This window comes from Sporosarcina sp. BI001-red, assembly GCF_003384035.1.
GTDB lineage: Bacteria > Bacillota > Bacilli > Bacillales_A > Planococcaceae > Sporosarcina.
The window spans coordinates 539,808-564,646 of record NZ_QQAK01000009.1; the positions used below are offsets into that span (position 1 = coordinate 539,808).

Here is a 24,839-nt window from a genome sequence, read left to right on the forward strand (position 1 = left end):
GAGGACGTGCGGGAGAAAACCGCGCTCAACGTTATGGAAGGTCTACATTCATCGCATGATGGTATGAAGTCTGTAAAGAGAAAAAAGTTCAAACGAAACAAGGCTCCCATTGAAATCACAGATCTCGCACGAGAAATTGCGGAAGGCTCACGTCTCAGTCTCGCAAAAGGGATCACTCTTCTTGAAAGTATCGCCACTCATGATAAACCGGCTGGTCAAGAATTGCTTCGTACGTTGTTGCCCAAAACGGGAAACAGCATCCGAATTGGAATAACTGGAGTCCCAGGGGCGGGAAAGAGTACCTTTATCGAGGCATTCGGCCTTATGCTGACGAAAGCGGGTCATAAAGTAGCAGTCCTTGCGGTTGATCCTAGTTCTTCCATTACGGGTGGAAGTATTCTAGGTGACAAGACACGGATGGAACTGCTGGCACGGGATCCTTTAGCATTCATCCGTCCATCACCTACTGCTGGAACGCTTGGTGGGGTCCATCGGAAAACGAGGGAAACGATGCTATTATGTGAAGCGGCAGGTTATGACGTCATTCTTGTTGAAACGGTTGGCGTCGGTCAGTCTGAAACTGCCGTGCGTGAAATGACAGACTTTTTCCTGCTGCTTGCATTAACAGGAGCTGGAGACGAACTTCAAGGGATGAAAAAAGGAATTATGGAGCTTGCGGATGGTATCATCGTCCATAAAGCGGATGGAGAAAATGTGAGACTTGCAAAGAAAACTGTGCGAGAGTATCGCCAACTTGCTCATTTCCTGCAACCCGCTTCTCCCGGTTGGACAACTCGCGCATTACCGGTATCTTCCATAAAGGAAACTGGATTGTCGGAAACATGGGAAATGATTCAAGAGTTTAGAGTTGTGATGGAGTTGTCGAATTATTGGACAGAAAGACGGCAATACCAAACGCGAAGCTGGTTTTACTCGATGATCAATGATCACTTAATTGATTCGTTCTACGGTGAACCAGGTCGCAAGCAGCAAGTTTTAGAGTTGGAAGGAGAACTTTTGAACGATCAAATAACCGTTGCTGGAGCAGTTAAGCAACTATTTGATAACTAAGGGTTCTGAATTTAAAGCGCTACTGTGTTTGCAAAAGTTAGCGTAATTGCTGAACAGTTTTCAACGCACTCGTAAACTGGTATGATGTGTATAAGAAGCATTAAAGGGGGACAATTAGATGACAATGGATTTTAATTTTTATATGGACGATATAACTGGTCAGGCTCGCGGAGAAATGGAAGCGGGGGGTTATGAGCAATTGAAAACAGTGGATGACGTAGAAAATGCGTTCAAACGTGAAGGGACAACTCTTGTTATGGTGAATTCTGTATGTGGATGTGCAGGCGGTATTGCCCGCCCTGCAGCACTTCATGCAATCCATTACGATAAGGCTCCTGATCATTTGGTAACGGTGTTTGCTGGACAAGACAAAGAAGCAACTGCACAAGCACGTATGCACTTTGGAGATTACCATTTGCCATCTTCACCTTCATTCGTTTTGATGAAAAATGGCGAAATGGTTGCTGAAGTTGGACGTCATGAAATTGAAGGCCATGATCCAATGTCTGTTGTGACAAACTTGCAAGATCAGTTTGAACAGTATTGTAAAGAACTATAAAAAACAGGCCGGCATCAGTATGACTGATGCCGGCCTGCATTTTCGTATCTTCTATTAAAATAGTGTGCTGAGACCGAACAAGACACTGGAAGCAACCATAGCAGCGATCATGATAATTACAATTGTTTTTTGAACTTTTTTGTTGCTCATGTGCAAAAACCCCTTAATTGGTTTGATACTTTTAGTTTAACAGAATCTGCAGAATTCTCAACTGGTGGCACATTATTTTAGGAGCAGGTACAATAGAATAGGGGTGGAATCGTGGAAAAGGTTGACCATATCGGAATAGCGGTAAAAAGTCTTGACGATTCAATGGATTATTATATACATACACTTGGTTTGAAACTGTTGGGGGTGGAAAAAGTCCCTCAACAACATGTGACGGTAGCATTTTTAGATGCTGGTAATATCAAGCTTGAATTGCTTGAGCCGATTGGGACTGAAGGAGCTATTGCGAGTTTCCTGGAAAAACGCGGTGAAGGTGTTCATCATATTGCTTTCGGTGTGAGTAACATTCGCCAGCGGATGGAAGAACTCCGGACAAAGGGTGTCCGATTACTGCAAGAAGAACCAAAAATAGGTGCAGGTGGAGCGGAAGTTGCATTCATGCACCCAAAATCTTCGTTTGGAGTTCTTTATGAACTATGTGCCAAACGCTCATTGGGGGATGAGTAAGGTGGATATTTACGATAAAATTAACGAACTTTACGATAAAAAACGTAAGATTGAACTAGGTGGAGGCGATGAACGCATTGCTCGCCAACATGAAAAGGGAAAGCTAACTGCGCGTGAACGGATCGATTTACTTGTAGACGAAGGTACCTTCGTAGAATTAAGTCCTTTTGTTGCTCACCGTACTCGTGATTTCGGAATGGACAAGATGGAAGGTCCTAGTGATGGTGTTGTTACGGGGTATGGGAAAGTGAACGGTCGGCCAATTTACTTATTCTCTCAAGACTTTACGGTTTTCGGGGGAGCCCTTGGTGAAATGCACGCTATGAAAATTGCGAACGTCATGGATCTAGCGGCAAAAAACGGAGCTCCATTTGTTGGACTCAATGATTCAGGGGGAGCCCGTATTCAAGAGGGGGTTGTCTCTCTGGATGGATATGGCGAAATCTTCTATCGCAACTCGATTTACTCAGGAGTCATCCCGCAGATTTCGGTCATTTTAGGTCCATGTGCAGGTGGAGCTGTCTATTCACCAGCAATTACAGATTTCGTATTTATGACGGATGAGACGAGCCAAATGTTCATCACAGGACCGAAAGTCATTGAAACCGTCACGGGAGAAAAGATTTCATCCGAAGACTTGGGTGGCTCGAAAGTGCATAACACAATTAGCGGAAATGCACACTTCCGAGGACCTGATGAGCAGACAGTGCTTCAAGAAGTCCGCCAGTTACTGACGTACTTACCACAAAATAATGAAGAAAAAACACCGATTCAACCGATAACTGAGCAAGAAGATTACCGTCCGGACTTGGCAGATGTCGTGCCATTTGAAACAATCAGACCCTATGATGTTCGAAGAGTTGTCGAGCAAATTGCTGATGCAGATTCGTTCATGGAAGTTCAAAAAGAATTTGCGCGTAATGCAGTCGTCGGATTCGCTAGGATAAAAGGAGAAGCAGTTGGATTCGTTTGCAATCAGCCAAAAGTAATGGCAGGCGGGCTAGATATCGATTCGTCCGATAAAATCTCAAGGTTCATTCGGACTTGTGATTCCTTTAACATCCCACTGATTACATTTGAAGATGTAACTGGATTCTTCCCAGGAGTTAAACAGGAGCATGGCGGGATAATTCGTCATGGTGCAAAAATATTGTATTCGTATTCGGAAGCGACAGTACCAAAAATTACAGTGATCTTGCGGAAAGCGTTTGGCGGAGCGTACGTAGCACTTAATTCAAAAGCCATAGGTGCAGATCTGGTATTCGCTTGGCCAAACGCAGAAATTGCAGTGATGGGCGCAGAAGGCGCTGCCAACATCATATTTGCTCGTGACATTGCAGCAAGTGAAGATCCTGAAGCAACTCGAGCTGCAAAAATTGCAGAATATCGGGATAAGTTCTCGAATCCATACACGGCTGCAGCAAACGGAATGGTCGATGACGTCATTGATCCACGCGAAACGCGTATTAAACTCGTGCAAGCGCTTGACATGATGAGAAACAAAAAAGAACAACGTCCGAAAAAGAAGCACGGCAATATGCCGTTATAAAAGGAGAGATTCCATGAATTACGAACGCATGTTAGAAGAATTTTTTGAACTAGTGAAGATTGACTCTGAAACACTACATGAAGAACAGATTGTTGGCGTTTTAAAAGAAAAAATGGAGAAAATGGGTTTCGATGTTTTTGAAGATGATTCAAAAGAACGTACGGGTCACGGTGCAGGGAACTTAATCGCAACGATGAAGGGTTCAGTTCCTGAAGCAGATCCAATTTACTTTACATGTCACATGGATACCGTCACGCCTGGTGTTGGGATCGAACCTGTTTTAAAAGAAGATGGATATGTCTATTCAGCTGGTGAAACGATTCTCGGTTCAGACGACAAAGCAGGACTAGCTGCGTTGTTCGAGATGATGCGAACACTTAAAGAGAGTGGAGAAGCGCATGGTGACCTTCAATTCATCATTACTGCAGGGGAAGAAAGCGGTCTAGTGGGAGCACGTGAAATTGATAGAACTCTTATGAAGGCCAAATACGGCTACGCAGTTGACAGCGATGGGAAAGTGGGCGGAATCGTTACAGCTGCACCATATAATGCGAAACTGAAGACCGTCATCCATGGCCGTACAGCACATGCAGGAGTTGAACCGGAAAAAGGCGTTTCCGCGATTACAATTGCTGCAAAATCAGTTGCAGCTATGAAACTTGGCAGGATTGACTCAGAAACAACTGCTAACATCGGAATGTTTTCTGGTGGACAAGCAACGAATATTGTTTGTGATGAAGTTAACATTGTATCAGAAGCGCGTTCGATCAATTATGAAAAATTGCAAGCACAAACAGAGCATATGGTAAAAGCCTTTGCCGAGACTGCTGAAAAAATGGGTGGCTCCGCTGAAACCGATGTTCAGCTCATGTCTCCTGGATTCTATTTTGACAAAAATGATGAAGTGGTTCAAGTAGCTTCCGAAGCCATCCGTGCTATTGGACGTACACCCGAATTGAAGACGAGTGGTGGAGGCAGTGACGGGAACATCTTTAACGGGCATGGATTCCCGACAGTGACCTTATCTGTAGGTTATGAAGAAATCCATACGAAAAATGAACGGATGCCTGTAGAAGAGCTCAATAAACTAGCAGATTTACTGCTTGAAATTGTGCGTACAGTGACGAACCGAAGAAAGCAGGTTCAGTAATATGGAAAACACTAAAGCGATTGTCGTTCGATGTGGCAATGAAGAATATGCCATTCCAGTTGAACAAACGGTGTCCATTGAAGAGTTGGAAAAAGTGAATCCGATTCCGCATTTACCTGAATACCTTCTCGGATTAATGAAAATTCGCGGAGAGCTTGTACCTATTTTGGATTTTCAACAAATTCTGTACGGAAACTCTGCAAAAAATGACCCGAATGCTAAGGTTGTCGTTGTCCAAACGGAAGGTGTTTACTTTGGATTACTGGTGTTAGAAGCAAAAGAAATTCTTGATATTGCAGCGGATACATTAACTTCAAAAGGATTAATGGCCTATTCTAAGACCCCTTATTTCTCTTCTGTCGCTAATTTGGAAAATCGGGTCATTACGATGATTGATCCGACAATTCTTTCAGATACGCTTACAGGAATGGATGACATAACTGACTATGTGGATCAACAAGTATCCGAGAATGTATGACTGTTAAAACCGGGGAGTACGCTGCCCGGTTTTTCTTGCAGCTAGAGAGGTGAGTACATGGATCGCAAAGAACCCATCAAACGTCGAGTCATTCTTCATTTGGATATGAATTGTTTCTTTGCATCTGTTGAACAAGCTCATAATCCAGATTTGAAAGGACTCGCACTGGCTGTTGCCGGCGACCCTAAAGCACGACGTGGAATCCTGGTCACGTGCTCATACGAAGCACGTGCATTTGGGGTTTATACGACAATGACTGTGGGGGAAGCGAAAAGAGTGTGCCCTCAGCTTGTCCTAGTACCACCAGACTTTGAAAAGTACCGACAAGCTTCACAGGCCGTGTTTGATATATTGAGGACGTATACAGAGTTAGTGGAACCGGTCTCAATTGACGAAGCTTATATCGACATTACAGCTATTGGCGGATTAGAGGACGCACTGGGGATTGCCAAGGATATGCAAGAACGGATATTACGTGAACTGGATTTACCTTGTTCAATTGGAATTGCTCCGAATAAATTTTTAGCTAAAACTGCTTCCGATATGAAAAAACCAATGGGGATCACCATTCTAAGAAAACGTGAAGTTGAGAAAATCTTGTGGCCGCTTTCTGTAATTGAGATGCATGGTATTGGTAAGAGCAGTGCAGAAAAGCTTGCTCAAGCAAAAATTCAAACTATCGGCGATCTAGCAACGGCCGATGATTTGAAAATGAAATTGACGCTTGGCAAGAGAGGACTTAAATTAAAAGAGCGTGCCAATGGTGAAGATCATCGAATTGTGGATCCTGAAGCATCCGCAGAACGTAAAAGTGTTGGAAGTTCCACAACGTTAGCGATTGATGAAACTGAATTGGAACCCTGTCTAGCTGTCTTTCAAAAACTCGCTGAAAAAGTGGCTAGTCGGTTGGAAGCTAAACAGCTTGCTGGCACAGTCCTTTCTATTCAAATCCGAACTGCAGCTTGGCGGAACCAATCTAGAAGTAAAACGGTCTTGAATCCGCTGTATCGTGGGCAAGAGATTTATACAGAAGCCGCGCAATTGTTTCGTCTTCATTGGGACGGAGAGCCAATTCGACTCTTGGGGATTACAGTGTCTAATGTCATTCCATTTGAAGAATTGCACGAACAGCTATCTTTCGATAATTACGAGCGTCATGATAAAGAAGTGTCCATGCAAAAACTAGTTTCTCGAATGAATGATCGATTTGGTCCAGGTACGATTCATAAAGGAAAACAATAGGAAGGAGGAATTTATTATGGATTTGCAGTTTTTGGGTACCGGGGCAGGAATGCCTTCAAAATTGCGTAATACGACTTCAATTATTTTGAATTTGTCTTCCGAAGAGCGCGGTTACTGGATGTTTGACTGCGGAGAAGCGACCCAACATCAAATGCTTCACACAACGTTAAAACCGCGAAAAGTGAGCAAGATGTTTATCACCCATTTACACGGAGATCACTTATTTGGTATCCCAGGATTTATCGGCTCCCGCTCATTTCTAGGGGGAGATAGTCCCTTAGATATTTATGGTCCTGTAGGAATTGAAGAGTGGATCTCCACGACATTACGTTTGACGAAAACGCATCTTACATACCCTTTAAGGATTCACGAGATTAAAGAAGGTGTTGTATTTGAAGATGATGATTATATTATAACTGCGCGTGAGCTATCCCATGTCGTCCTATGCTATGGATTTAGGATTGTACAAAAGCCGTTACAAGGGAAGCTATTGATCGACAAAGCGACGGAAGCCGGTGTGCCGAAAGGTCCGCTTCTTCAGCTACTCAAAAACGGGAGCGATGTTATATTAGAAGATGGGAAAATTGTTACAAGCGCCTCTGTCATTGGCGAGCCTAAGCCAGGATTTGTTGTCACGATTCTAGGGGACACCAGTGTTTGCGAGGCGTCAGTGGAACTCTCAAATGCCGCCGATCTTGTCGTGCATGAAGCGACATTCAACGAAGAAACGGGCCAACTAGCAAAAGACTTTGGGCATTCAACTATTCAACAGGCTGCAGAAATTGTGAAAACAGCTGGAGCTAAAGCGCTCGTCGCGACACATATTAGTTCCCGCTTTCTTCCTGGGGACATCGATGCGTTTAAGAAAGAAGGACAAGAAATATTCCCGAACGTCTTTGTAGCAAGTGACTTTGCTCAGTATTCTCTTCACAATGGGGAAGTCATTGAAAGTAATTTCAAGAAATAATTAATAGGTTTAAGTAATTTTAACACCATCATTTTAACCACTAAGTTCCTGCTGAAGAAACACTTTCTTTGATAACGAAATGGTGACCATGCCATGTAGAAGGTACACTAGGTTCAAGTCTTCCAGCAGAGAAACAAACACTAAAAGCCTCCATTAATAATAAGATGTTATAGGAGGCGATGACTATGCAATGGTTTTATAAAATAGGATCTTTAATCCATCAACCTGTTGGAATTTCATTGACGAATGGGCAAGGCACATCAGGGGTTTTATGCGAGGTCACTAATGGGCAACTTCATGTAATTGAATACTTATATCAATCGCAATTTGCTTTAAAAAAGTACGATTTCAATATAATTCAGGATATAAATGGGTTCCCTCCTTGTCAGGGACAAAATCGACTCTATTAGAAGCAGTCAAGAGACTATGAAAATAAAGGGTTGGATAAAACCAGAACCTCGTGACCTAGTGACATAAATTCAACTGTATTCGTAAGACCTTTAATTCCTTTAAGAATAAACGATTCAGCTGAAAGGTGAAAAAATGAAATTAGCAATGAATTAACATCAATTTAAAACATTGTTCAGCATCGCATTGGAGGCCACTGAAAAAGTCCATTAATAGTTGGTTAAGCGTGGGAGACTGTTGATTTGCGCTCCAGGCGGACGCTTTCCGAGGGGCTCGATTTCAGCCTCCTCGTCGCTTCGCTTCTGCGGGGTCTTCAATCTTCGCTGATCCCTCCGGAGTCGCCGCCTTCTGCTCCAATCAACGGGGGTTCGTCATTCATCATTAGACAGTCAAAACCTTCTAATTGAAAAATAAAGAGCTCATCATCCGTGAAACGGGTAATGAGCTCTTTACGTTTGTTGTATAATAAATGCATTACATTCAGGTGGTGTCCCAATGATCTCTAACCAAGAAACCTTACAACTCAGTCCTTATATGGCTATCTACGATCTTGCTGTCCCTGCGGACAATATGCTTCGTCAAATTAATGAACTGGTTGATTTCACATTCATTCTAGAGGAATTAAAAAGTAAGTATTGCCTGGTGAACGGACGCAATGCCGTGCCACCGATTCGCATGTTCAAATACCTCCTGCTAAAATCAATCTTCGATTTATCGGATGTAGATATAGTAGACCGTTCAAGGTATGATATGTCCTTTAAATATTTTTTGGACATGGCACCGGAAGAAGGTATGATCGACCCTAGTTCATTAACAAAATTCCGTAGACTCCGTCTTCAAGATGAGGTTGGACATGCTCATTTGTAAGACGATCGAGATTGCACTGGAAAAGAGCCTGATTAAAAGTAAAAACATGATTGTGGATGCCACCCATACGAAATCACGTTATAACCAAAAATCACCGAAGGAATTTCTAACGGAGAAATCGAAAAATGTACGAAAAGCAGTCTATCAAATTGATGATTCGATGAGAGAAAAGTTTCCTGAGAAGACTAACTCTGACGAAGTGGAAGATGAACTAGATTATTGCCGAGAAGTTATCTCAGTCATTGAAAAGGAAGAACAGATTGCGCGAATTCCTGCTGTTCAGGAAAAATTGAATGTGTTGAAGGAAGTTGTCGAGGATTATGAAGAAGGGCTTACGTTCTCAGCCGATCGAGATGCCCGAGTCGGACATAAAACAGCGGACACCTCTTTCTTTGGTTATAAAACCCATATTGCAATGAACGACGAACGCCTGATTACGGCTGCGATTGTCACAACTGGCGAGAAAAGTGATGGTAAATATCTACAGGAATTAATCGTGAAGAGTCAGAACAAAGGAATGGAAATCGATACGGTCATTGGAGATGCCGCGTATTCAGGAAAAAATAATATTCAGTATGCAAAAGAAAATGAGCTTCAATTGGTTTCTAAATTACATCCTTTTATCACGCAGGGCACCCGAACAAAAGAAGAGGAATTTGAATTTAATAAAGATGCCGGCATGTACGTCTGTAAAGCGGGGCATATGGCCATTCGCAAAGCACGGACCGGAACGAAAAAACTCAGGACCAATAAGCTGCAAACGTATTATTTTGACGTAGAAAAGTGTAAGGTTTGTCCACTCCGCGAAGGCTGTTATAAAGAAGGAGCGAAAAGCAAGACCTATTCTGTCTCCATTAAGTCAACAGAACACGAGGAACAAGAAGCATTTCAAAATAGTGAGGAATTTAAGGAGAAAGCGAAATCTCGCTACAAAATCGAAGCGAAAAATAGTGAATTGAAAAATCGACACGGGTATGATGTTGCCACATACCAGGGTCTATTTGAAATGCAGATGCAAGGAGCCATATCGATTTTCGCAGTCAATCTGAAACGGATTATCACCTTAATGAAGGAAGCGAAGTAATAAAAACTAAAGGAAGAGGCACCATTTTGTTCAAAATTGAACGAAATGGTGCCTCTTTTTTGTTCTTACAACTTGCTAGCTTAAAAAACGTAAGTTTTTCAGTGGCCACATCGCATTGGGCGGTGCTTTTTTTATTTTTCAGAAAGGTTTTATGGATATCTCTGGTATAATGATGTGGTAGTTTATAAAGGATTCTTGAGATACATTAAACGGGCCGTATTGCTAACTAAGGAGGATTTGAGAATTGGAAAAGAAGTATAGTAGGTACTCTATCATTCTAATCGCAGTTGGAATTTTTATTGCTTATATGATTTTCCCTCCTTTTAATATCACATTTGGAACGTGGTCTATGTTAGCTATACCCATTGGTTTTGTTACTTATTTAACAGGAGTTTCACTCGGCATTATCGCTTTTCTAAAGAAGGAAAAAGGGTTTATGAAATATATTGCATTAATTTTTATGGCATTAGGTGTTTTATATGTTGTATTCCATTTTGCAGTATTCAGTGGAGAAATATAGGAAAGTAAAAAGTAGCTATACTACATTCGGGGCAGTTGTTGGAAAGCAGCTACCCTTCAAACGGTCTAGGTTATTTGATAAACCAGGTTAAATGTAAAAAAAGGAGTGGGTGAAAAAATGAACGTGGGAATTGGTTTTACTGTAGTTGCATTACTGGTTATTGGATTTTCATATGGTTTAGTTAAACAAATTCAACATACATTAAGTATTCGTAAGGCTAACAAAACAGCTAACTACAAACGAACATTATTTGGTAATTATTTAACGTGTATTTCATTTGCAGGGTTTTTGGTTTCATATGTATTAAATGTATCAGCTGCTAAATCAAGCATGATCACAAGTAATGGTACTAGTGCTAGTTGCTTTATATTTCTTATGGTTATCTTAATAGCCAAATTTGGAATCACTCCCAAAGCTCCTAAATATACAGGAATATCAAATTGATTTTCAGGTTTATTTTATAGAAATGCGTTTTTCAATAGTCCGGAAACAGGGGCTTTAATGGTACAACAGTTAGTTTATTGAATATGAATCGTGTTGCTTGTACAGGAGGGGTTTTGGGTGAGAATTATGAAAGGCGTTCTTTTTGTTTTTGTGGTTTTAGTTGCAATTTGGGCCCTTATTACTGGTATAAATAGTTTTTCTCCTTACATGTTTTTAATTGTAGCGGCTATGATGTTATACTCTGGTTTATTTGCATTGAAGCTGAAGCGAAAGAAAAATGCTGCTATTTACTTTATTGCAACCGCTATTGCACTTTCTGCCTCGATTTACATTTTCTTCACCTAAAGGGGGCCTATTTCTCGTATAAGGTTTGTGCTTCAATCGGGCCAGCTAGTTGCATAGAATAATCTTATAAGAAAAGAGGTGGGAAGGTATGAGTGCTGTTGATTTTGGAGTAGATATCATAATCTTTATTATCATCATTTACTTAATCTCAAAAGTCGTCGATTTTATTAAACATACGAAAGCTAAATTAGACGAAATGGACAAAAAGATAGATGAGATTAGAAAGTACATAGACGACAAAGAATAGGTATCGTAAATAAACGGAAATCTTCTTTAATCGAGGGATATAAATAGTACAGTGTTGTACCAGAATAGGGCCAGGTAGTTGTATTATCAAAAGTTAATTAATGGTACTTTGACGAATTTAAATAAAACACAAATTAGAAGAGGGGGATGGCTTTACATGGAAACCTTTTTTACTCTTACACCGTTTTTTGTGTGGTTTGTGATTTTTGCTGTAATTATTTATGGGATATCTCGAATGGTTTTAAAGATAAAATAAAAATAATTCGCTCTTTATTAAAACCATCGGGGGCGATTCTTCAATAAGGATCGTGCCCGTTTTCATCAAATGGGCCAATTCATTGAATGAAACCTATAGGGCATTCATCCGTATACAAATTAAGGAAAAAAAGCAAAGTGATATAGTTGTTGGATGTAAAAGCAGAATAAGTAACTTTTATACAATCGGACAAATACTGATACAAGGAGTGACGGAATGAAGAAGGTATTTGAAGCTATATATGACGGTCATCGAATACAAGTTGAGAATAGATGGTTTACCGGCGAGAAGTTGTATGTAGATGGAGAATTGCAAGATGAAAATTTAGGCTTAGCATTTAGAGGGACTTTAAATGGGAGTATTAGGAATAAAGGAAATGAATCAAAGAGCATAAAAGTAACTCTAGGAGGTTTTTTTAGTATCCACTGTAAAGTCTTTGTTGATAATGTATTAGTTTCTTCGTATCAAATTAGAACAAGTGATTAAATACTTTCAAAATAATTGGGTATGAGTCAGGTTGAAATTTATAATACAATGACTCCGAGCAATAGGGGGGCGATTGTAGCACTAGAAATTCGAGAAGGACTTTTCAGATCCTTTTTTATGAAGATAGCAAAATATATTATTGAACTTTTAACATACAAATTGTCAGTAGCTTTAACACATTTTGTAACTATGTTGATGGGAATGCTAATCGCATATCTAAATCAGCTATGGTTTAATCTTAATGGTTGATAAGTAGAAAAGGAAGAGTCCTAATTCATATGTGAATTAAGACTTTTTTAGTGTTTAATTTATTTTGTACGATTGAATAATCGGGTTAGAAATACAATTACTGCCATAATTATTCAGCTACAAAAAATGTGAATACTGTTTGTTTTTCATATGGGACATGTGCATCCAATAAAATGGTTGGTAAGTTTTCATATTGTAATGAAGCAGGGGAGGCTTGTGTCTCGAAACACACACCACCGTATTTAATTGATGGACCACCTGTTAACTCTAGTCCTTCATCAAGACAGTTAGCTGTATACATTACAACACCGGGGTGAGTGGTGTTAATCGATAAAACTCTTCCACTTATATCATCTCTTACCTGTATAGAACCACGGTGTTCATCATTGAACAAGAAATAGTGATCATATCCATGACTTGCAATTATATTTTGCGGGAAAGTGGATTGAATGCCATCAGCAAGGAGACGACCTTTTCTAAAATCAAATGGAGTATTCGTTACGTCAAGCATCTTACCTGTTGCGATAAGATCTTTATCCAGCTCTATAATTGCATCACTATTAACGGTAACATGATGTTGATCTATAGCTGTTGCAGGGTTGCCCGACAAATTAAAATATGAATGATTTGTTAACGTCAAGGCAGTTTTTTTATCTGATGTAGCGTCATAATCAATCTGTAGTTCATTATTATTCGTTAAAGTATACGTAACCGTAACATCTACTGTCCCTGGATAACCACCTTCACCATCCGGGCTTGTATGCCTCAAAATAACGCCAACCGCTTCTTCCGTTTGAAAGGGAGTGGATGCCCAAATGAGTTGATGGAATCCATTCGAGCCCCCATGGATATGGTGAGTTCCTTCATTAACATCTAATTCATACGTAAGCCCTTGAATGGTTAGGCGAGCATCTTGTATTCTGCCTGCAACACGTCCAACTAAAGCCCCTAAAAAGTTTAGATTATGTTCATAATCAGCATAGTTTTTAAATCCAAGTACAACGTTTTTAAGATTGTTATGGCGATCTGGGACATTTATCTCAGTAATGATACCACCATAATCTAGTATGCTAACACTCATTTTATGCTCATTAGTAAGGGTGTATAATTGCCAGCCATTTACGACTTTTTGAGTAGTGATTTTCATTTAAGTTGCCGCCTTATGATTCAATGTATAGATAAAGCATTCATATGCTTGGAAATCTTTAAACACTCCGGCATCACTAAGTACTTTAGCGAACTTATCACCAAGTTCTTTTTCTAAAATCAATTCAAGTTGTATTGTATCTTGTATCAATCCATACTTCTCTTTTAGTTCATCTGCCCATGGTTGATGATAAGAAGGGACTGTGTTCGATTGGTTTTGCAAGAAATTCTTGATGTCAGCCAATTCATCCTTTAGTCGTGCAGGAAGTACTGCAAGACCCATCACTTCAATCAACCCGATATTTTCTTTTTTAATATGATGAACATCCGCGTGCGGATGGAAAATCCCAAGTGGATGTTCAGCAGTTGTGCGATTATTACGTAATACAAGATCGAGTTCAAATTGTCCATCACGCATACGGGCAATTGGTGTAATCGTATTATGAGGTGTATTACCTGTAAATGCTTTGATAGATACCTGTTCATCATCATAGTTCTTCCAGGTAGTTAGAATATGGTCAGCCGCTTGTATTAATTCTTCTGTGTCAATACTTTGCAAACGAATAGTTGAAAGAGGCCAATTCAATACAGCCGCAGATACACGAGTAAATTGTTCTAGTGTAAAAGACATTGCTGTTGCAGCATTCGTCATTGGGAATTCATATCTGCCTGCTTGATAATGGTCATGACTTAAAATGGAACCGCCGACGATAGGCAGATCTGCATTAGAGCCAATAAAATAATGCGGGAACTTTTCTATAAAGGTAAGTAATCGCACAAAGGTATCTCTAGTAACTTTCATATTCCGGTGCTGTTCAGCTAGTAAAATACTATGTTCGTTGTAATAAACATAAGGGGAATATTGTAAATACCAATTTTCTTTAGCAAGTGGTATTTTGATGACACGATGATTTGCACGGGCAGGATATCCTATACGACCCTCATAGCCGACATTTTCAATACATAGCAGGCATTTTGGATAGTCAATCTTATGCTGTAATTGGCTTTCCCTCTTTATTTGTTCAGGATCTTTTTCAGGTTTAGACATATTAATGGTAATATCCATTTCACCATATACCGTTTTTGTTTTAAATTGTATGTTTTTTTCGATTCTGTTCAATTGAATATAGTTGCTATTTTTACTTAATTCATAAAAGTAATCTGTTGCATGCTGAGGGGATTGACTGTACTTTTCTTGAAAGATTCTATTTATGACAGAAGGTCTTGCTACAAAACAATTCATGATGTTGGCAGCTAATATTTCTCGATCATCAAAAACATCTTCGATAACATGATGATCTACAGCATAAGCAATGACTTCTTCAAGTATGTTTGGAATCGTATCCACAATGGGCACTTGACTTTCTGCAGGCAAGGCTTCAAGATTCAGCAAGGAAAGTAAGCGGTTGGTCACATAGATCTCATCTGTCAAATCAATGAGCTTTACTTGAATTCCTTGTTGTACAAGACCTGAAATTAGTTGGAAAATCATTTAGGCGTCACATCCTTTAGATAGCCATTTGGATGATTCGCATGCCAATTCCATGCATCTTGTATAATAGTTTCAATGGATGTTCTTGTTGGTTTCCAGCCGAGAAGGGCAGTTGCTTTTTTAGAGCTTGCGATTAATATACTTGGGTCTCCCGCTCGTCGTTCACCCGTTTTCACAGATATTTCTTTACCTGTCACGGTATGGGCGGCTTCAATCATTTCTTTTACTGAAAATCCTTGGTTGCTTCCTAGATTGAAAGTTTCACTTCGTCCGCCTTTATTTAAATGATCAAGAGCTAAAATGTGTGCCTCAATCAAATCTTCTACATGAATATAATCCCGTATACAAGTACCATCTGCTGTATCGTAATTATCGCCGAAAATAGTGATGTGATCGCGTTGACCAAGAGCAGCTTGAAGAATGATTGGTACTAAGTGTGTTTCGGGCTGATGGTCTTCACCAATTATTCCACTTCTGCGGGCACCCGCTACGTTGAAATAACGCAAGGCGACATAACGGATTCCATAAGCAATATCGCACCATTTCATTATCTTTTCCATCATTAACTTTGTTTCTCCATATGGGCTTGAAGGATTTGTGGACATATCTTCAGTAATTGGAACATCTTCAGGCTCTCCATATGTCGCAGCCGAGGAGGAAAAAACAATCTTCTTCAAATCAAATTCTTTCATAACTTGCAGTAAAACTTGAGTACCGTAGACATTGTTGTCAAAGTACTCTAATGGTTTCTCTACGGATTCACCAACAAGGGAATTGGCAGCGAAATGAAAGACAGCATCAATCGATTCATTTCTAAATACGTGACGCATGAAGGTGATATCTTTAATATCGCCTTCATAGAAAACAGCTTGCGGATGAATCGCATCTTGATGTCCTGTTTGAAGATTATCAATAACAATCACTTTTGTTTGTTGGTCGATAAGTTGATGTACCGCATGTGAACCAATATAACCTGCTCCTCCTAAAACTAATACGCTCATTTATATCACTCCTTCAGTAATTTCTTTAGCACCGTCACCAATTGCAGCGATGTAAAATGAAGCTTCATTTCCTGTTTTTTTGTGGTATACCTCACGGATCTGTTGTTTAAATTGGGTAACTTGATTCTTTTCAACAAGTGCAATTGCACAACCCCCAAAACCAGCCCCAGTCATACGTGCACCCAGAACTCCGGGATGTCCCCATGCTGTGTGTACAATGGTATCTAACTCAAGTCCAGTCACTTCATAATCGGATTGAAGTGATTGGTGTGACTCATTCATTAAAAGTCCAAATGCATTTAAATTACCTTTCTCTAGCTGTTTAAAAGCTTCAAGTGTTCGGCTATTTTCAAAGACAACATGTTTCGCACGCTTTTCGTTTACTTTATTTTGGATCACATGTTTATGCTGTTCAAATTGTCCTATCGTTAGATTCCCCAGGCTTTCTAGTGAAAGTACAATTTGTAAGTCTGATAAAGCCTGTTCACATTGAGCACGGCGTTCATTATATTTTGAGGCTGCCAATATCCGTTGTATGTTAGTGTTGATAATAATAATTGAATAGTTATCCAGCTGAATTGGTGCATATTTATAGTCTAATGTTTGGCAATTTAATAAAATACCATGATCTTTTTTTCCTTTGCCGATTGCAAATTGATCCATAATACCGCTATTTACGCCGATATATTTATTTTCTACTTTTTGACCGAGCAAAATCAGGTCGTGCCGATCAATATGTAAATCGAATAATCCATCAACTAACACCCCTGTGACCATTTCAATGGAGGCAGAAGAGGAGAGACCCGCACCGTTTGGAATGTCTCCATAAAATAAAATATCCATTCCTGTTGGAAGTGGAATTGTACTTTCTTCAATATACGAGATCATACCTTTAGGGAAGTTTGCCCAGCCATGTTCTTGTTTATAGGATAAATCATTAAGATCACATTCAATTATTCCAGTCTCAGGAAAGTTTAATGAATAAAAACATAACTTTTTATCTTGGCGTTTTTGAGCAATCGCATATGTTCCAAAGGAGATGGCTGCGGGAAATACATGTCCCTGATTGTAATCTGTATGCTCGCCAATTAAGTTAATGCGGCCGGGTGCAAAAAAGATGCGCAGCTTATCAATAGCTGTAAATACGTTATCAAACTCCTTGAATAAATCTACTGTCAATGGAAATCCTCCTCGATAAAGTTAGTAAGTTAATTTAATTAACTGGAGTATACACCACCTTTCATGAATCTTCAAACTTGTTCAACCAATGATGCAAGACAATTACTAATTAAATAGAACGGGGAGTATGTTAGTAGAAAGTCAGAAAAGTTATAGTAAACGTTTAGCGATTAGTTTATTAACAGCGTACTTTAGAGATTTTCTATGAGTAACTGCTATTACTTAGTTTTCTGTATAGACAGAATAGTAGTTCATATGGTAATATTCAGCTACTGAGGTAAATGTTTTACTAATTAGTTTTACTAAGACATTTACTGTTTTTTGAGAAGAAAATGAAAGCGCATTCAAAATGATTAGAATTACTGATTATCTAGGGAGGTGAGATTACATACAGAAGAAATAAGAGGACAGTGAGATTTAACACATGAAAAAGGAGAGTGTTAATGTGAAATCAAATTTGTGGAAGTTCTTTTTGCTGATGGCAGTACTAGTGTTAGCTTTAGTAGGTTGCAGTGATGATGAGGAAGCTGGTAAAGATTCAGCGGATAGCGGTAAGGAGTCTGCTGGTAAAAATCAAGTGCTGGAAGTTGCTGTTTTCCAGGGTGGCTATGGAGATGCGTTTTGGAAGCAGCTCGCTGAAAATTTCGAGAAAGCAAATCCTGGTACAACGGTTAACGTAACTGCCAATCCTGACATTGGTGAATTGATTAGACCTAAAATTATTGCGGGTAATCCACCCGATGTTGTTTATTTAAATCAAACGGATCCTTCTGGTGTCACTCAGGGGTTAATTAAAGAACAAGGTTTCACGGATTTAACTGATCTATTCGACGGTAATGCTTATGATGAAGAAGTTCCTTTGAAAGATAAAATCTTACCAGGCGTTTTGGAATCAGTTTACATGGCGCCTTACGATGACGGTAAAATCTATATGGCTCCTTATAACTATAATGTAATGGGTCTGTGGTATAACAAAACATTATTTGATGACAAAGGGATTGAAACACCAAAAACATGGGATGAATTATTTGCTTTAAATTCTGTAGCGAAAGAAAATGATCGGGCATTATTCACATATCAGGGGACTGTGCCAGGTTATTTAGAAGAAATTCTTATCCCTGCTGTTTATTCACTTGGAGGTCAAGAGGCTCTCGATCAAATGTTGAACTATGATCCGGAATTCTGGAAAACAGAAACAGCTTTAGAGGCGTTGGGTATTTTTGAGAAGATTGCAAATGAAGATAATGCACTTATGAATGGAACAGTTGCACTCGATCATACACAATCACAGACATCATTTATGCAAGGTAAAGCTATGTTTATTCCGAATGGCAACTGGTTCGAAGGAGAAATGGCTGAAGCACCTCGTGAAGATGAATTTGAATTTGGTTTCCTTGGAGTTCCTAGTTTCACTGCGGATGAACCTATTTTGGCATTGAGTTCTATGGAGCAAATGTATATTCCTAAGGCTGCTGCAAATCCAGAACTTGCAAAGGAATTTTTACGCTTTATGTATTCAGAAGAAAGTGTGAAGTTGAATGGTGAACTGACAAAAGCAGCGATGGCGGTAGTAGGCGGTTCAGATATTGTCGCAGATTACTTGTCAGAATCAACTTATAATGTTTTTAAAGCAGTTGAATCAGGCATGTACTCAATGTCAGGTAACTTTGCCCCTGTACCATCGGGCGTTAACGTTGACCCGCGTGAAGTATTATTTGACCAAGCTGCAAGTGTTATGAACAAAGAAATGACGGTTCAAGAATGGGCAGATAAAATGTACGAAGTCTATCAAAAAGTAGAAGACAAAAAATAAAAGTATCCACTTCATGAACACTATTCCTCTAATCTAGCAAAAGATTAGAGGAATAGTTCTAAAATGAACATACATAAAAGTTATTAAGTTATGAAAGTAGGTGTCTATCTTGAAAAATAAAGATCGTACATTATTTATATTGTTTTGTATCCTGCCGACATTAGCGATATTTTCAATATTTATTCTTTATCCTGTAACACAAGTTTTTATCAAATCTTTGTATAGCAGCTCTGGTTTCGGTTCAAATGAAGAGTTTGTCGGACTGGCTAACTTTGTTGAATTATTTAAAGACGATATCTTCATTCAATCCATGAAAAATACAGGATTTCTTATGTTGGTTGTCCCAGCCATTACATTGTTTTTATCACTAATCTTTGCTTCCATTTTATCTTTTGGCGACCTTAGAGAAAAACATTTATATCGGACGATTTTCTTTTTCCCAAGTATTCTATCTTTTGTTGTTATCGGAATCCTTTGGGCATTTATTTATCATCCGAATATGGGGATTATTAATGAAGTGCTAAATTGGATGGGGTTAAATCAGTTTGCTTTAACGTGGTTAGGCAGCAAAGATACAGTTCTATGGGCAATTGCACTTGTTATGGTCTGGCAGGCTGTCGGTTATTACATGGTCATGTATCTCGCAGGGATGGATGGTGTTCCAAGAGAACTCTATGAAGCTGCTTCTTTGGACGGAGCGAATGCAGTCCAGCAATTTTTCAAGATCACAATACCAATGCTCTGGGAGATTATTCGAATCACCATTATTTTCAGTATTAATGGTGTCCTGAATATCAGTTTTGTTATCGTTATCGTCATGACAGCTGGCGGACCGAATAATGCATCGCAAGTCGCACTGACATATATGTACAAACAAGCCTTTGTTAATGCAAACTTCGGCTATGCGATGGCAATTGCGGTTATCGTCTTCTCCGTTTCGTTAGTACTGTCATTTATTAGTAACAAAATAACTGAACGGGAAGCGCACTAGTATGGAGGTGGCAAGATGAGCAAAAGTAAAGGGATAAAACAAAAAAGTTCAAGACTCATATTAAGGATTGTCTTATTAGCGGCAACATTTATATTTGTTTATCCGTTTGTATGGAACTTACTGGCATCATTCAAAACGAATAAAGAAATCATGACAAGCCCTTGGGGGATACCAGCCATCCCTCAGTTTGCAAATTTTACACGTGCATTTAAGGAGTCAAACATGGGCGGTTTTATCATAAACTCTTTCTTGGTTACAGGATTATCCATGTTGCTTTTGTTAATATTGGTTATCCCGACTGCTTACGCATTATCAAGATTTGACTTTAAAGGTCGTAAGGTTTTGCATAACTTTTATATGGCGGGGTTGTTTATTCAGCCTGTTTATATTATGATTCCATTATTTTTGATGATGAATAATCTGCATCTGCTAGATAATCGTTTTTGGTTAAGTCTGGTTTATGCTGCGGGAGCTTTACCATTCTCCATATACTTATTAACAGGATTTATGAGATCGATCCCTAAAGAATTTGAAGAGTCGGCATTTATTGATGGCAGTGGTTATTTTAGAACGCTTATCAGTATTATTGTGCCGCTTGCTAAACCAGGTATATTAACTGTTATCATTTTCAACTTTTTCACATTTTGGAATGAATACGCGCTGGCTCTCGTGTTAATTTCAAGTGATGCAAAGAAAACTATCCCAGTTGGATTGGCAAATTTAATGGAAGTTCAACGCTTCGCAACAGATTGGGCTGCATTATTTGCTGGATTGGTCCTTGTATTGCTGCCGACAATTACTTTGTACGCGTTAACTCAGAAAAAGTTAACTGAAGGTATGTCAATGGGGGGACTTAAAGGGTAAATTACAAATAAAGGAGTTTAGCAATGTCTATATTAAAAGTTGAAGGAAATGAGTTACTATTAAATGAAGAACCGATACAACTTATTTCAGGTTCAATTCATTACTTTAGAGTAGTACCCGAGTATTGGGAAGATCGTTTGTTGAAACTGAAGGCCTGTGGATTTAATTGTGTCGAAACGTATGTACCCTGGAACTTACATGAACCGAAAGAAGGCGTTTATAATTTCAATGGGATTGCCAATATTGAAGAATTTATAAGAATAGCTGAACGACTTGGGTTACATGTGATTGTTCGGCCAAGCCCCTATATATGCGCAGAATGGGAATTTGGCGGTTTACCGTCGTGGCTGCTTTCCGATGATAATATGAGGTTCAGATCTTATTATGAACCTTATTTAGATAAAGTGGATCGCTATTTTGACGTGTTATTAGCAAAATTAAAGCCGTTATTAAAAACAAACGGCGGCCCAATTATTGCTATGCAAATCGAAAATGAATATGGCAGTTTCGGTAATGATAAAAAATATCTGAATTACATTAAAGAAGCTATGATTAAAAGAGGTATGGATGTTCAACTCTTTACATCTGATGGCCCTGAAGACATAATGCTCCAAGGGGGAACGATTGAGGGAGTACTGGCCACAGTTAATTTCGGTTCGAAACCCAAGGAAGCTTTTGAAAAGTTACAGGAGTATTTCCCCAATACACCGAATATTGTTATGGAATTTTGGAATGGCTGGTTTGATCATTGGGGCGAAGAACACCATGAAAGGGATCCAGGCGAAACTGCTGATACATTTGTAGAAATGCTGAAACGTGGAGATTCCGTAAATTTCTATATGTTCCATGGCGGAACGAACTTTGGTTTCTATAATGGAGCTAACTATGATGAGAAATACCAGCCAACAGTTACAAGTTATGATTATGACTGTCCTGTAAGTGAAACTGGTGATATCACTCCCAAGTTTCATGAAGTACGAAAAGCAATTGCAAACCACAAAGACATTGGAGAATTGAAATTACCTGCTCCGATTCCTAAAATGAATTACGGAACAGTTACAATGAATGAATCCGTATCGTTATTTTCATCACTGGATTTACTTAGCCAACCAATCCAGAGGGCTAATCCGGAGAAAATGGAGAAGCTGGGACAGGATTATGGATTTACACTCTATCGAACGTATATTACAGGCCCAAGGGAATCAGCGGAATTGACGATTCAAGAAGTTCGTGACCGCGCTCTTGTATTTGCAGATAACGAGTATAGGGGTGTCATTGACCGATGGGAAAACAACTCAATCTCACTTGCAGTGCCTAAGGAAGGCATCAAGTTAGACATTGTAGTCGAAAACATGGGCCGTATCAATTATGGTCCGAAAATGATTGACCCTAAAGGGATAACGGAGGGTGTAAGATTTGAACGGCAATTTTTATTCGACTGGACAATGTACCCGTTACCTATGGATAATCTGCAAAATTTAACATTTGATGACCAGCGAAAGAGTAATGGTGGACCTGCTTTTTACAAAGGATCTTTCCATGTAAATGAAATAGGCGATACATTTGTTGAATTGCCAGGCTGGACAAAAGGGTTTGTCGTAGTAAATGGTTTCAACTTAGGTCGTTATTGGGAAATCGGACCTCAGGAAACGCTGTACTTGCCTGGACCGCTGCTGAAAAAAGGAGTTAACGAAATTGTTGTATTTGAATTACATGGAACAGAAAATTTGGAAGTTAACTTAATTGATACACATAAATTAGGTTGAATGATGGGGCTGTTATCCAATCATTCAATCAATCTATAATTATATAATTAATAAAAATGACTTTTGTATAATTAGAAAAGGTGATTGGGAATGGCAACTATTAAAGACATCGCAGAAAAAGCAGGGGTGTCCCCTGCAACAGTATCAAGAGTGTTGAATTACGATATGAGTTTGTCTGTCGCAGATGAAACTAAGAAACGTATATTTGAAGCTGCCGAAGAACTATCTTATCGCAAAAAATCGACAAAGAAATATGTTGAGCAAAATATAGCCGTAGTTCATTGGTATACACAAAAAGAAGAATTGAATGACATCTACTACCTCTCTGTCAGGTTTGGGATTGAACAAAGATGTAAAGAAATCGGCATTACACCGAAGGTATATTTTTACGACAATATTAAAGATATAAACCCAGCCGAAATAGAGGGGATAATCGCCGTAGGTAAATTTGCTGACTCACAGGTAAATGCGCTTACAGCAATTAATTCAAAGGTAGTTTTTGTAGATTATAGTCCAAACGAGGATCAATATGATTCCATAGTAATTGACTTTGAAAAGGCAACCAAGAAAGTCATTGATTATTTCCATTCTACTAACCATAGTGAAATTGGCTATATTGGCGGGAACGAACAGCTGAAAGGTCATGAAGATTCGATTGAAGACTTGCGAGAGAAAACATTTAAGTCCTATACACAAGATATGGGGATATATGATGATCGCTACGTATTTATCGGTTCCTATTCAGTTGAAGATGGCTATAACTTAATGAAAACGGCTATTGAAAATCTGGGAGATGATTTACCGACTGCTTTTTTCATAAGTAGTGATGTTTTGGCGATTGGTTGTTTAAAAGCCTTACATGAAGCGGGTATAGCAATTCCAGATCGTGTAAGCCTTATTGGCATAAATGATATTTCAGTGTCGAAATATATGTATCCTGCATTAAGCACGGTTAAAGTATACACAGAAGTTATGGGTGAAACGGCTGTCGATACATTAGTGGAAAGATTAGAAGGCAGGAAAATTTGCAAGAAAGTATTTATAGCAACAAAACTTGTTATTCGTCAAAGCGTAAGAAAGTAACTTTTAGTAAAGAGGGTGAAAAATTGCAATACATAGTAGCTGTGGATATTGGAGGAACCAAAATTTCTTCAGGAGTCATAAATAGTGAGGGAACATGGCTTTCTAATGTCAAAAATGAAAGTGACACGTCGGATGCAACAGCTATGTATCATTCTTTATTAAAATGTATCTATGAAGCAATTGAACAGGCGAAACTTACAAAAGAGCAAATTAGTCTACTTGGCGTAGCTATCCCAGGTCAATTAAATACAGAAACAGGTTTTGCTATATACCAAAATAATTTACCATGGACTAATTTCCCGCTTGGCAAATTGTTAGCCGAGGAATTTCCATTGTGTCAACTCGCTTTCGAACATGATGTTATCTCCGCGGCAATAGGGGAGTGGTCGGTCAGGAACATGACTGAAGAATTATTTGTTTACATCACGGTGAGCACAGGAATCTGTGCAAGTATCATTCACCGCGGGAAACCGCTAAAAGGACTTGGTCTTGCCGGTGAAATTGGATTTTTCCCAATTAATAAAGAGTATGTACTCGAAACGTATGCATCAGGTTCAGCGATGGAAAGGGAAATCGCTGAACTCTGCGAGGACCTTTCATTGGCAGATGCTTTTGCACGCTGGGAGCAAGGAGATGAGGAGTTAGATCGGTTTTTTGATGAACGAACCTATCAGCTGGCCATTGCCATTTTTAATCTAACCGCAACACTGGATCCTTCTGTAATCGTAGTAGGAGGAGGCGTAATTAATAATCAAGAAAAATTCTTTGAGCGAATAAAAGAACATTACGGAAAGTTATGTGAACATCCTCTTCAACAAAACTGGCTTGAAAGAATTGAGCCAAGTTCACTAAAAGCAACTTCAGGGCTATATGGTGTAGCTATGAAAGCGATGGGCACGGTCTGATTA

At 39.2% G+C, this 24,839-nt stretch carries 25 protein-coding genes and 1 pseudogene; 20 read left to right on the plus strand and 6 right to left on the minus strand.

What is annotated here, in order from left to right:
- The first annotated feature begins 33 nt into the window (after window positions 1–33).
- Window positions 34–1,071: a methylmalonyl Co-A mutase-associated GTPase MeaB gene (gene meaB / locus DVB69_RS04560; RefSeq protein WP_116017200.1), complete on the plus strand. Its 1,038-nt coding sequence runs from the start codon at window positions 34–36 to the stop codon at window positions 1,069–1,071.
- A 118-nt stretch (window positions 1,072–1,189) separates the two neighbouring features.
- Window positions 1,190–1,630 (plus strand): BrxA/BrxB family bacilliredoxin, encoded by a 441-nt coding sequence (locus DVB69_RS04565; protein WP_116016985.1) that lies wholly within the window; start codon window positions 1,190–1,192, stop codon window positions 1,628–1,630.
- Between the two features lie 54 nt (window positions 1,631–1,684).
- Here DVB69_RS04565 and prli42 read toward each other — a convergent pair whose 3' ends face one another.
- On the minus strand, window positions 1,685–1,780 hold the full coding sequence (prli42, locus tag DVB69_RS17500; RefSeq protein WP_158541020.1) for a stressosome-associated protein Prli42: 96 nt from the start codon (window positions 1,778–1,780) through the stop codon (window positions 1,685–1,687).
- A gap of 111 nt (window positions 1,781–1,891) precedes the next feature.
- On the opposite strand from prli42, the gene mce reads away from it, so the two are divergent.
- The 7 genes from mce to DVB69_RS04600 all read left to right on the plus strand — a co-directional run bounded on the left by mce (window position 1,892) and on the right by DVB69_RS04600 (window position 8,101).
- Window positions 1,892–2,305 carry a methylmalonyl-CoA epimerase gene (mce, locus tag DVB69_RS04570; RefSeq protein WP_116016987.1) on the plus strand — a complete coding sequence of 138 codons (414 nt, stop codon included), beginning with the start codon at window positions 1,892–1,894 and terminating at the stop codon, window positions 2,303–2,305.
- 1 nt (window position 2,306) lies between these two features.
- Window positions 2,307–3,854, plus strand: coding sequence for an acyl-CoA carboxylase subunit beta (locus DVB69_RS04575; protein WP_116016989.1), 1,548 nt, complete (start codon window positions 2,307–2,309; stop codon window positions 3,852–3,854).
- 13 nt (window positions 3,855–3,867) lie between these two features.
- Window positions 3,868–5,004 (plus strand): M20/M25/M40 family metallo-hydrolase, encoded by a 1,137-nt coding sequence (locus DVB69_RS04580; RefSeq protein ID WP_116016991.1) that lies wholly within the window; start codon window positions 3,868–3,870, stop codon window positions 5,002–5,004.
- Window position 5,005: 1 nt separating this feature from the next.
- Window positions 5,006–5,482, plus strand: a complete 477-nt coding sequence (locus tag DVB69_RS04585; protein ID WP_116016993.1) for a chemotaxis protein CheW — start codon at window positions 5,006–5,008, stop codon at window positions 5,480–5,482.
- A 57-nt stretch (window positions 5,483–5,539) separates the two neighbouring features.
- Entirely contained in the window at window positions 5,540–6,724 is a 1,185-nt protein-coding gene (locus tag DVB69_RS04590; RefSeq protein WP_116016995.1) for a DNA polymerase IV, read from the plus strand.
- Window positions 6,725–6,740: 16 nt separating this feature from the next.
- Window positions 6,741–7,691, plus strand: a complete 951-nt coding sequence (gene rnz / locus DVB69_RS04595; RefSeq protein WP_116016997.1) for a ribonuclease Z — start codon at window positions 6,741–6,743, stop codon at window positions 7,689–7,691.
- Between the two features lie 185 nt (window positions 7,692–7,876).
- The gene (locus DVB69_RS04600) at window positions 7,877–8,101 is read left to right on the plus strand and encodes a hypothetical protein (RefSeq protein ID WP_116016999.1); all 225 of its coding nucleotides are present in this window, start codon (window positions 7,877–7,879) and stop codon (window positions 8,099–8,101) included.
- A gap of 311 nt (window positions 8,102–8,412) precedes the next feature.
- On the opposite strand, the gene DVB69_RS17505 is transcribed toward DVB69_RS04600, so the two are convergent.
- Window positions 8,413–8,574: a hypothetical protein gene (locus tag DVB69_RS17505; protein WP_158541021.1), complete on the minus strand. Its 162-nt coding sequence runs from the start codon at window positions 8,572–8,574 to the stop codon at window positions 8,413–8,415.
- Window positions 8,575–8,594: 20 nt separating this feature from the next.
- On the opposite strand from DVB69_RS17505, the pseudogene DVB69_RS04610 reads away from it, so the two are divergent.
- The 5 genes and pseudogenes from DVB69_RS04610 to DVB69_RS04630 all read left to right on the plus strand — a co-directional run bounded on the left by DVB69_RS04610 (window position 8,595) and on the right by DVB69_RS04630 (window position 12,347).
- Window positions 8,595–10,050: pseudogene (locus DVB69_RS04610) on the plus strand (IS1182 family transposase).
- Window positions 10,051–10,294: 244 nt separating this feature from the next.
- A complete protein-coding gene (locus tag DVB69_RS04615) occupies window positions 10,295–10,570 on the plus strand; it encodes a hypothetical protein (RefSeq protein ID WP_116017003.1) in 276 nt (91 codons plus the stop codon).
- A 117-nt stretch (window positions 10,571–10,687) separates the two neighbouring features.
- Window positions 10,688–11,014 (plus strand): hypothetical protein, encoded by a 327-nt coding sequence (locus tag DVB69_RS04620; protein ID WP_116017005.1) that lies wholly within the window; start codon window positions 10,688–10,690, stop codon window positions 11,012–11,014.
- A 117-nt stretch (window positions 11,015–11,131) separates the two neighbouring features.
- On the plus strand, window positions 11,132–11,359 hold the full coding sequence (locus DVB69_RS04625; protein ID WP_116017007.1) for a hypothetical protein: 228 nt from the start codon (window positions 11,132–11,134) through the stop codon (window positions 11,357–11,359).
- Between the two features lie 718 nt (window positions 11,360–12,077).
- Window positions 12,078–12,347, plus strand: a complete 270-nt coding sequence (locus tag DVB69_RS04630) for a hypothetical protein (RefSeq protein ID WP_116017009.1) — start codon at window positions 12,078–12,080, stop codon at window positions 12,345–12,347.
- Between the two features lie 358 nt (window positions 12,348–12,705).
- On the opposite strand, the gene DVB69_RS04640 is transcribed toward DVB69_RS04630, so the two are convergent.
- From DVB69_RS04640 to DVB69_RS04655, 4 genes are read right to left on the minus strand one after another with little or no spacing between them, the layout of a single operon-like run.
- Window positions 12,706–13,743: an aldose epimerase family protein gene (locus tag DVB69_RS04640; RefSeq protein ID WP_116017013.1), complete on the minus strand. Its 1,038-nt coding sequence runs from the start codon at window positions 13,741–13,743 to the stop codon at window positions 12,706–12,708.
- Window positions 13,744–15,234 (minus strand): UDP-glucose--hexose-1-phosphate uridylyltransferase, encoded by a 1,491-nt coding sequence (galT, locus tag DVB69_RS04645; RefSeq protein WP_116017015.1) that lies wholly within the window; start codon window positions 15,232–15,234, stop codon window positions 13,744–13,746.
- Window positions 15,231–16,235, minus strand: a complete 1,005-nt coding sequence (gene galE / locus DVB69_RS04650; protein WP_116017017.1) for a UDP-glucose 4-epimerase GalE — start codon at window positions 16,233–16,235, stop codon at window positions 15,231–15,233. Before galE ends, galT begins: the two co-directional genes overlap by 4 nt.
- Window positions 16,236–17,414: a galactokinase gene (locus tag DVB69_RS04655; RefSeq protein ID WP_116017019.1), complete on the minus strand. Its 1,179-nt coding sequence runs from the start codon at window positions 17,412–17,414 to the stop codon at window positions 16,236–16,238.
- Between the two features lie 445 nt (window positions 17,415–17,859).
- On the opposite strand from DVB69_RS04655, the gene DVB69_RS04660 reads away from it, so the two are divergent.
- The 6 genes from DVB69_RS04660 (at window position 17,860) to DVB69_RS04685 (ending at window position 24,836) form a co-directional block, all read left to right on the plus strand.
- Window positions 17,860–19,227, plus strand: coding sequence for a carbohydrate ABC transporter substrate-binding protein (locus tag DVB69_RS04660; RefSeq protein ID WP_233505315.1), 1,368 nt, complete (start codon window positions 17,860–17,862; stop codon window positions 19,225–19,227).
- Window positions 19,228–19,336: 109 nt separating this feature from the next.
- Window positions 19,337–20,218, plus strand: a complete 882-nt coding sequence (locus DVB69_RS04665) for a carbohydrate ABC transporter permease (RefSeq protein ID WP_199562799.1) — start codon at window positions 19,337–19,339, stop codon at window positions 20,216–20,218.
- 15 nt (window positions 20,219–20,233) lie between these two features.
- Complete coding sequence (locus tag DVB69_RS04670) at window positions 20,234–21,082, plus strand: carbohydrate ABC transporter permease (RefSeq protein ID WP_116017023.1); 849 nt, start codon at window positions 20,234–20,236, stop codon at window positions 21,080–21,082.
- Window positions 21,083–21,105: 23 nt separating this feature from the next.
- A complete protein-coding gene (locus DVB69_RS04675) occupies window positions 21,106–22,848 on the plus strand; it encodes a glycoside hydrolase family 35 protein (protein WP_116017025.1) in 1,743 nt (580 codons plus the stop codon).
- Between the two features lie 90 nt (window positions 22,849–22,938).
- Window positions 22,939–23,931 carry a LacI family DNA-binding transcriptional regulator gene (locus DVB69_RS04680; RefSeq protein ID WP_116017027.1) on the plus strand — a complete coding sequence of 331 codons (993 nt, stop codon included), beginning with the start codon at window positions 22,939–22,941 and terminating at the stop codon, window positions 23,929–23,931.
- Window positions 23,874–24,836 carry an ROK family protein gene (locus tag DVB69_RS04685; protein WP_158541022.1) on the plus strand — a complete coding sequence of 321 codons (963 nt, stop codon included), beginning with the start codon at window positions 23,874–23,876 and terminating at the stop codon, window positions 24,834–24,836. Before DVB69_RS04680 ends, DVB69_RS04685 begins: the two co-directional genes overlap by 58 nt.
- Window positions 24,837–24,839 lie beyond the last annotated feature (3 nt).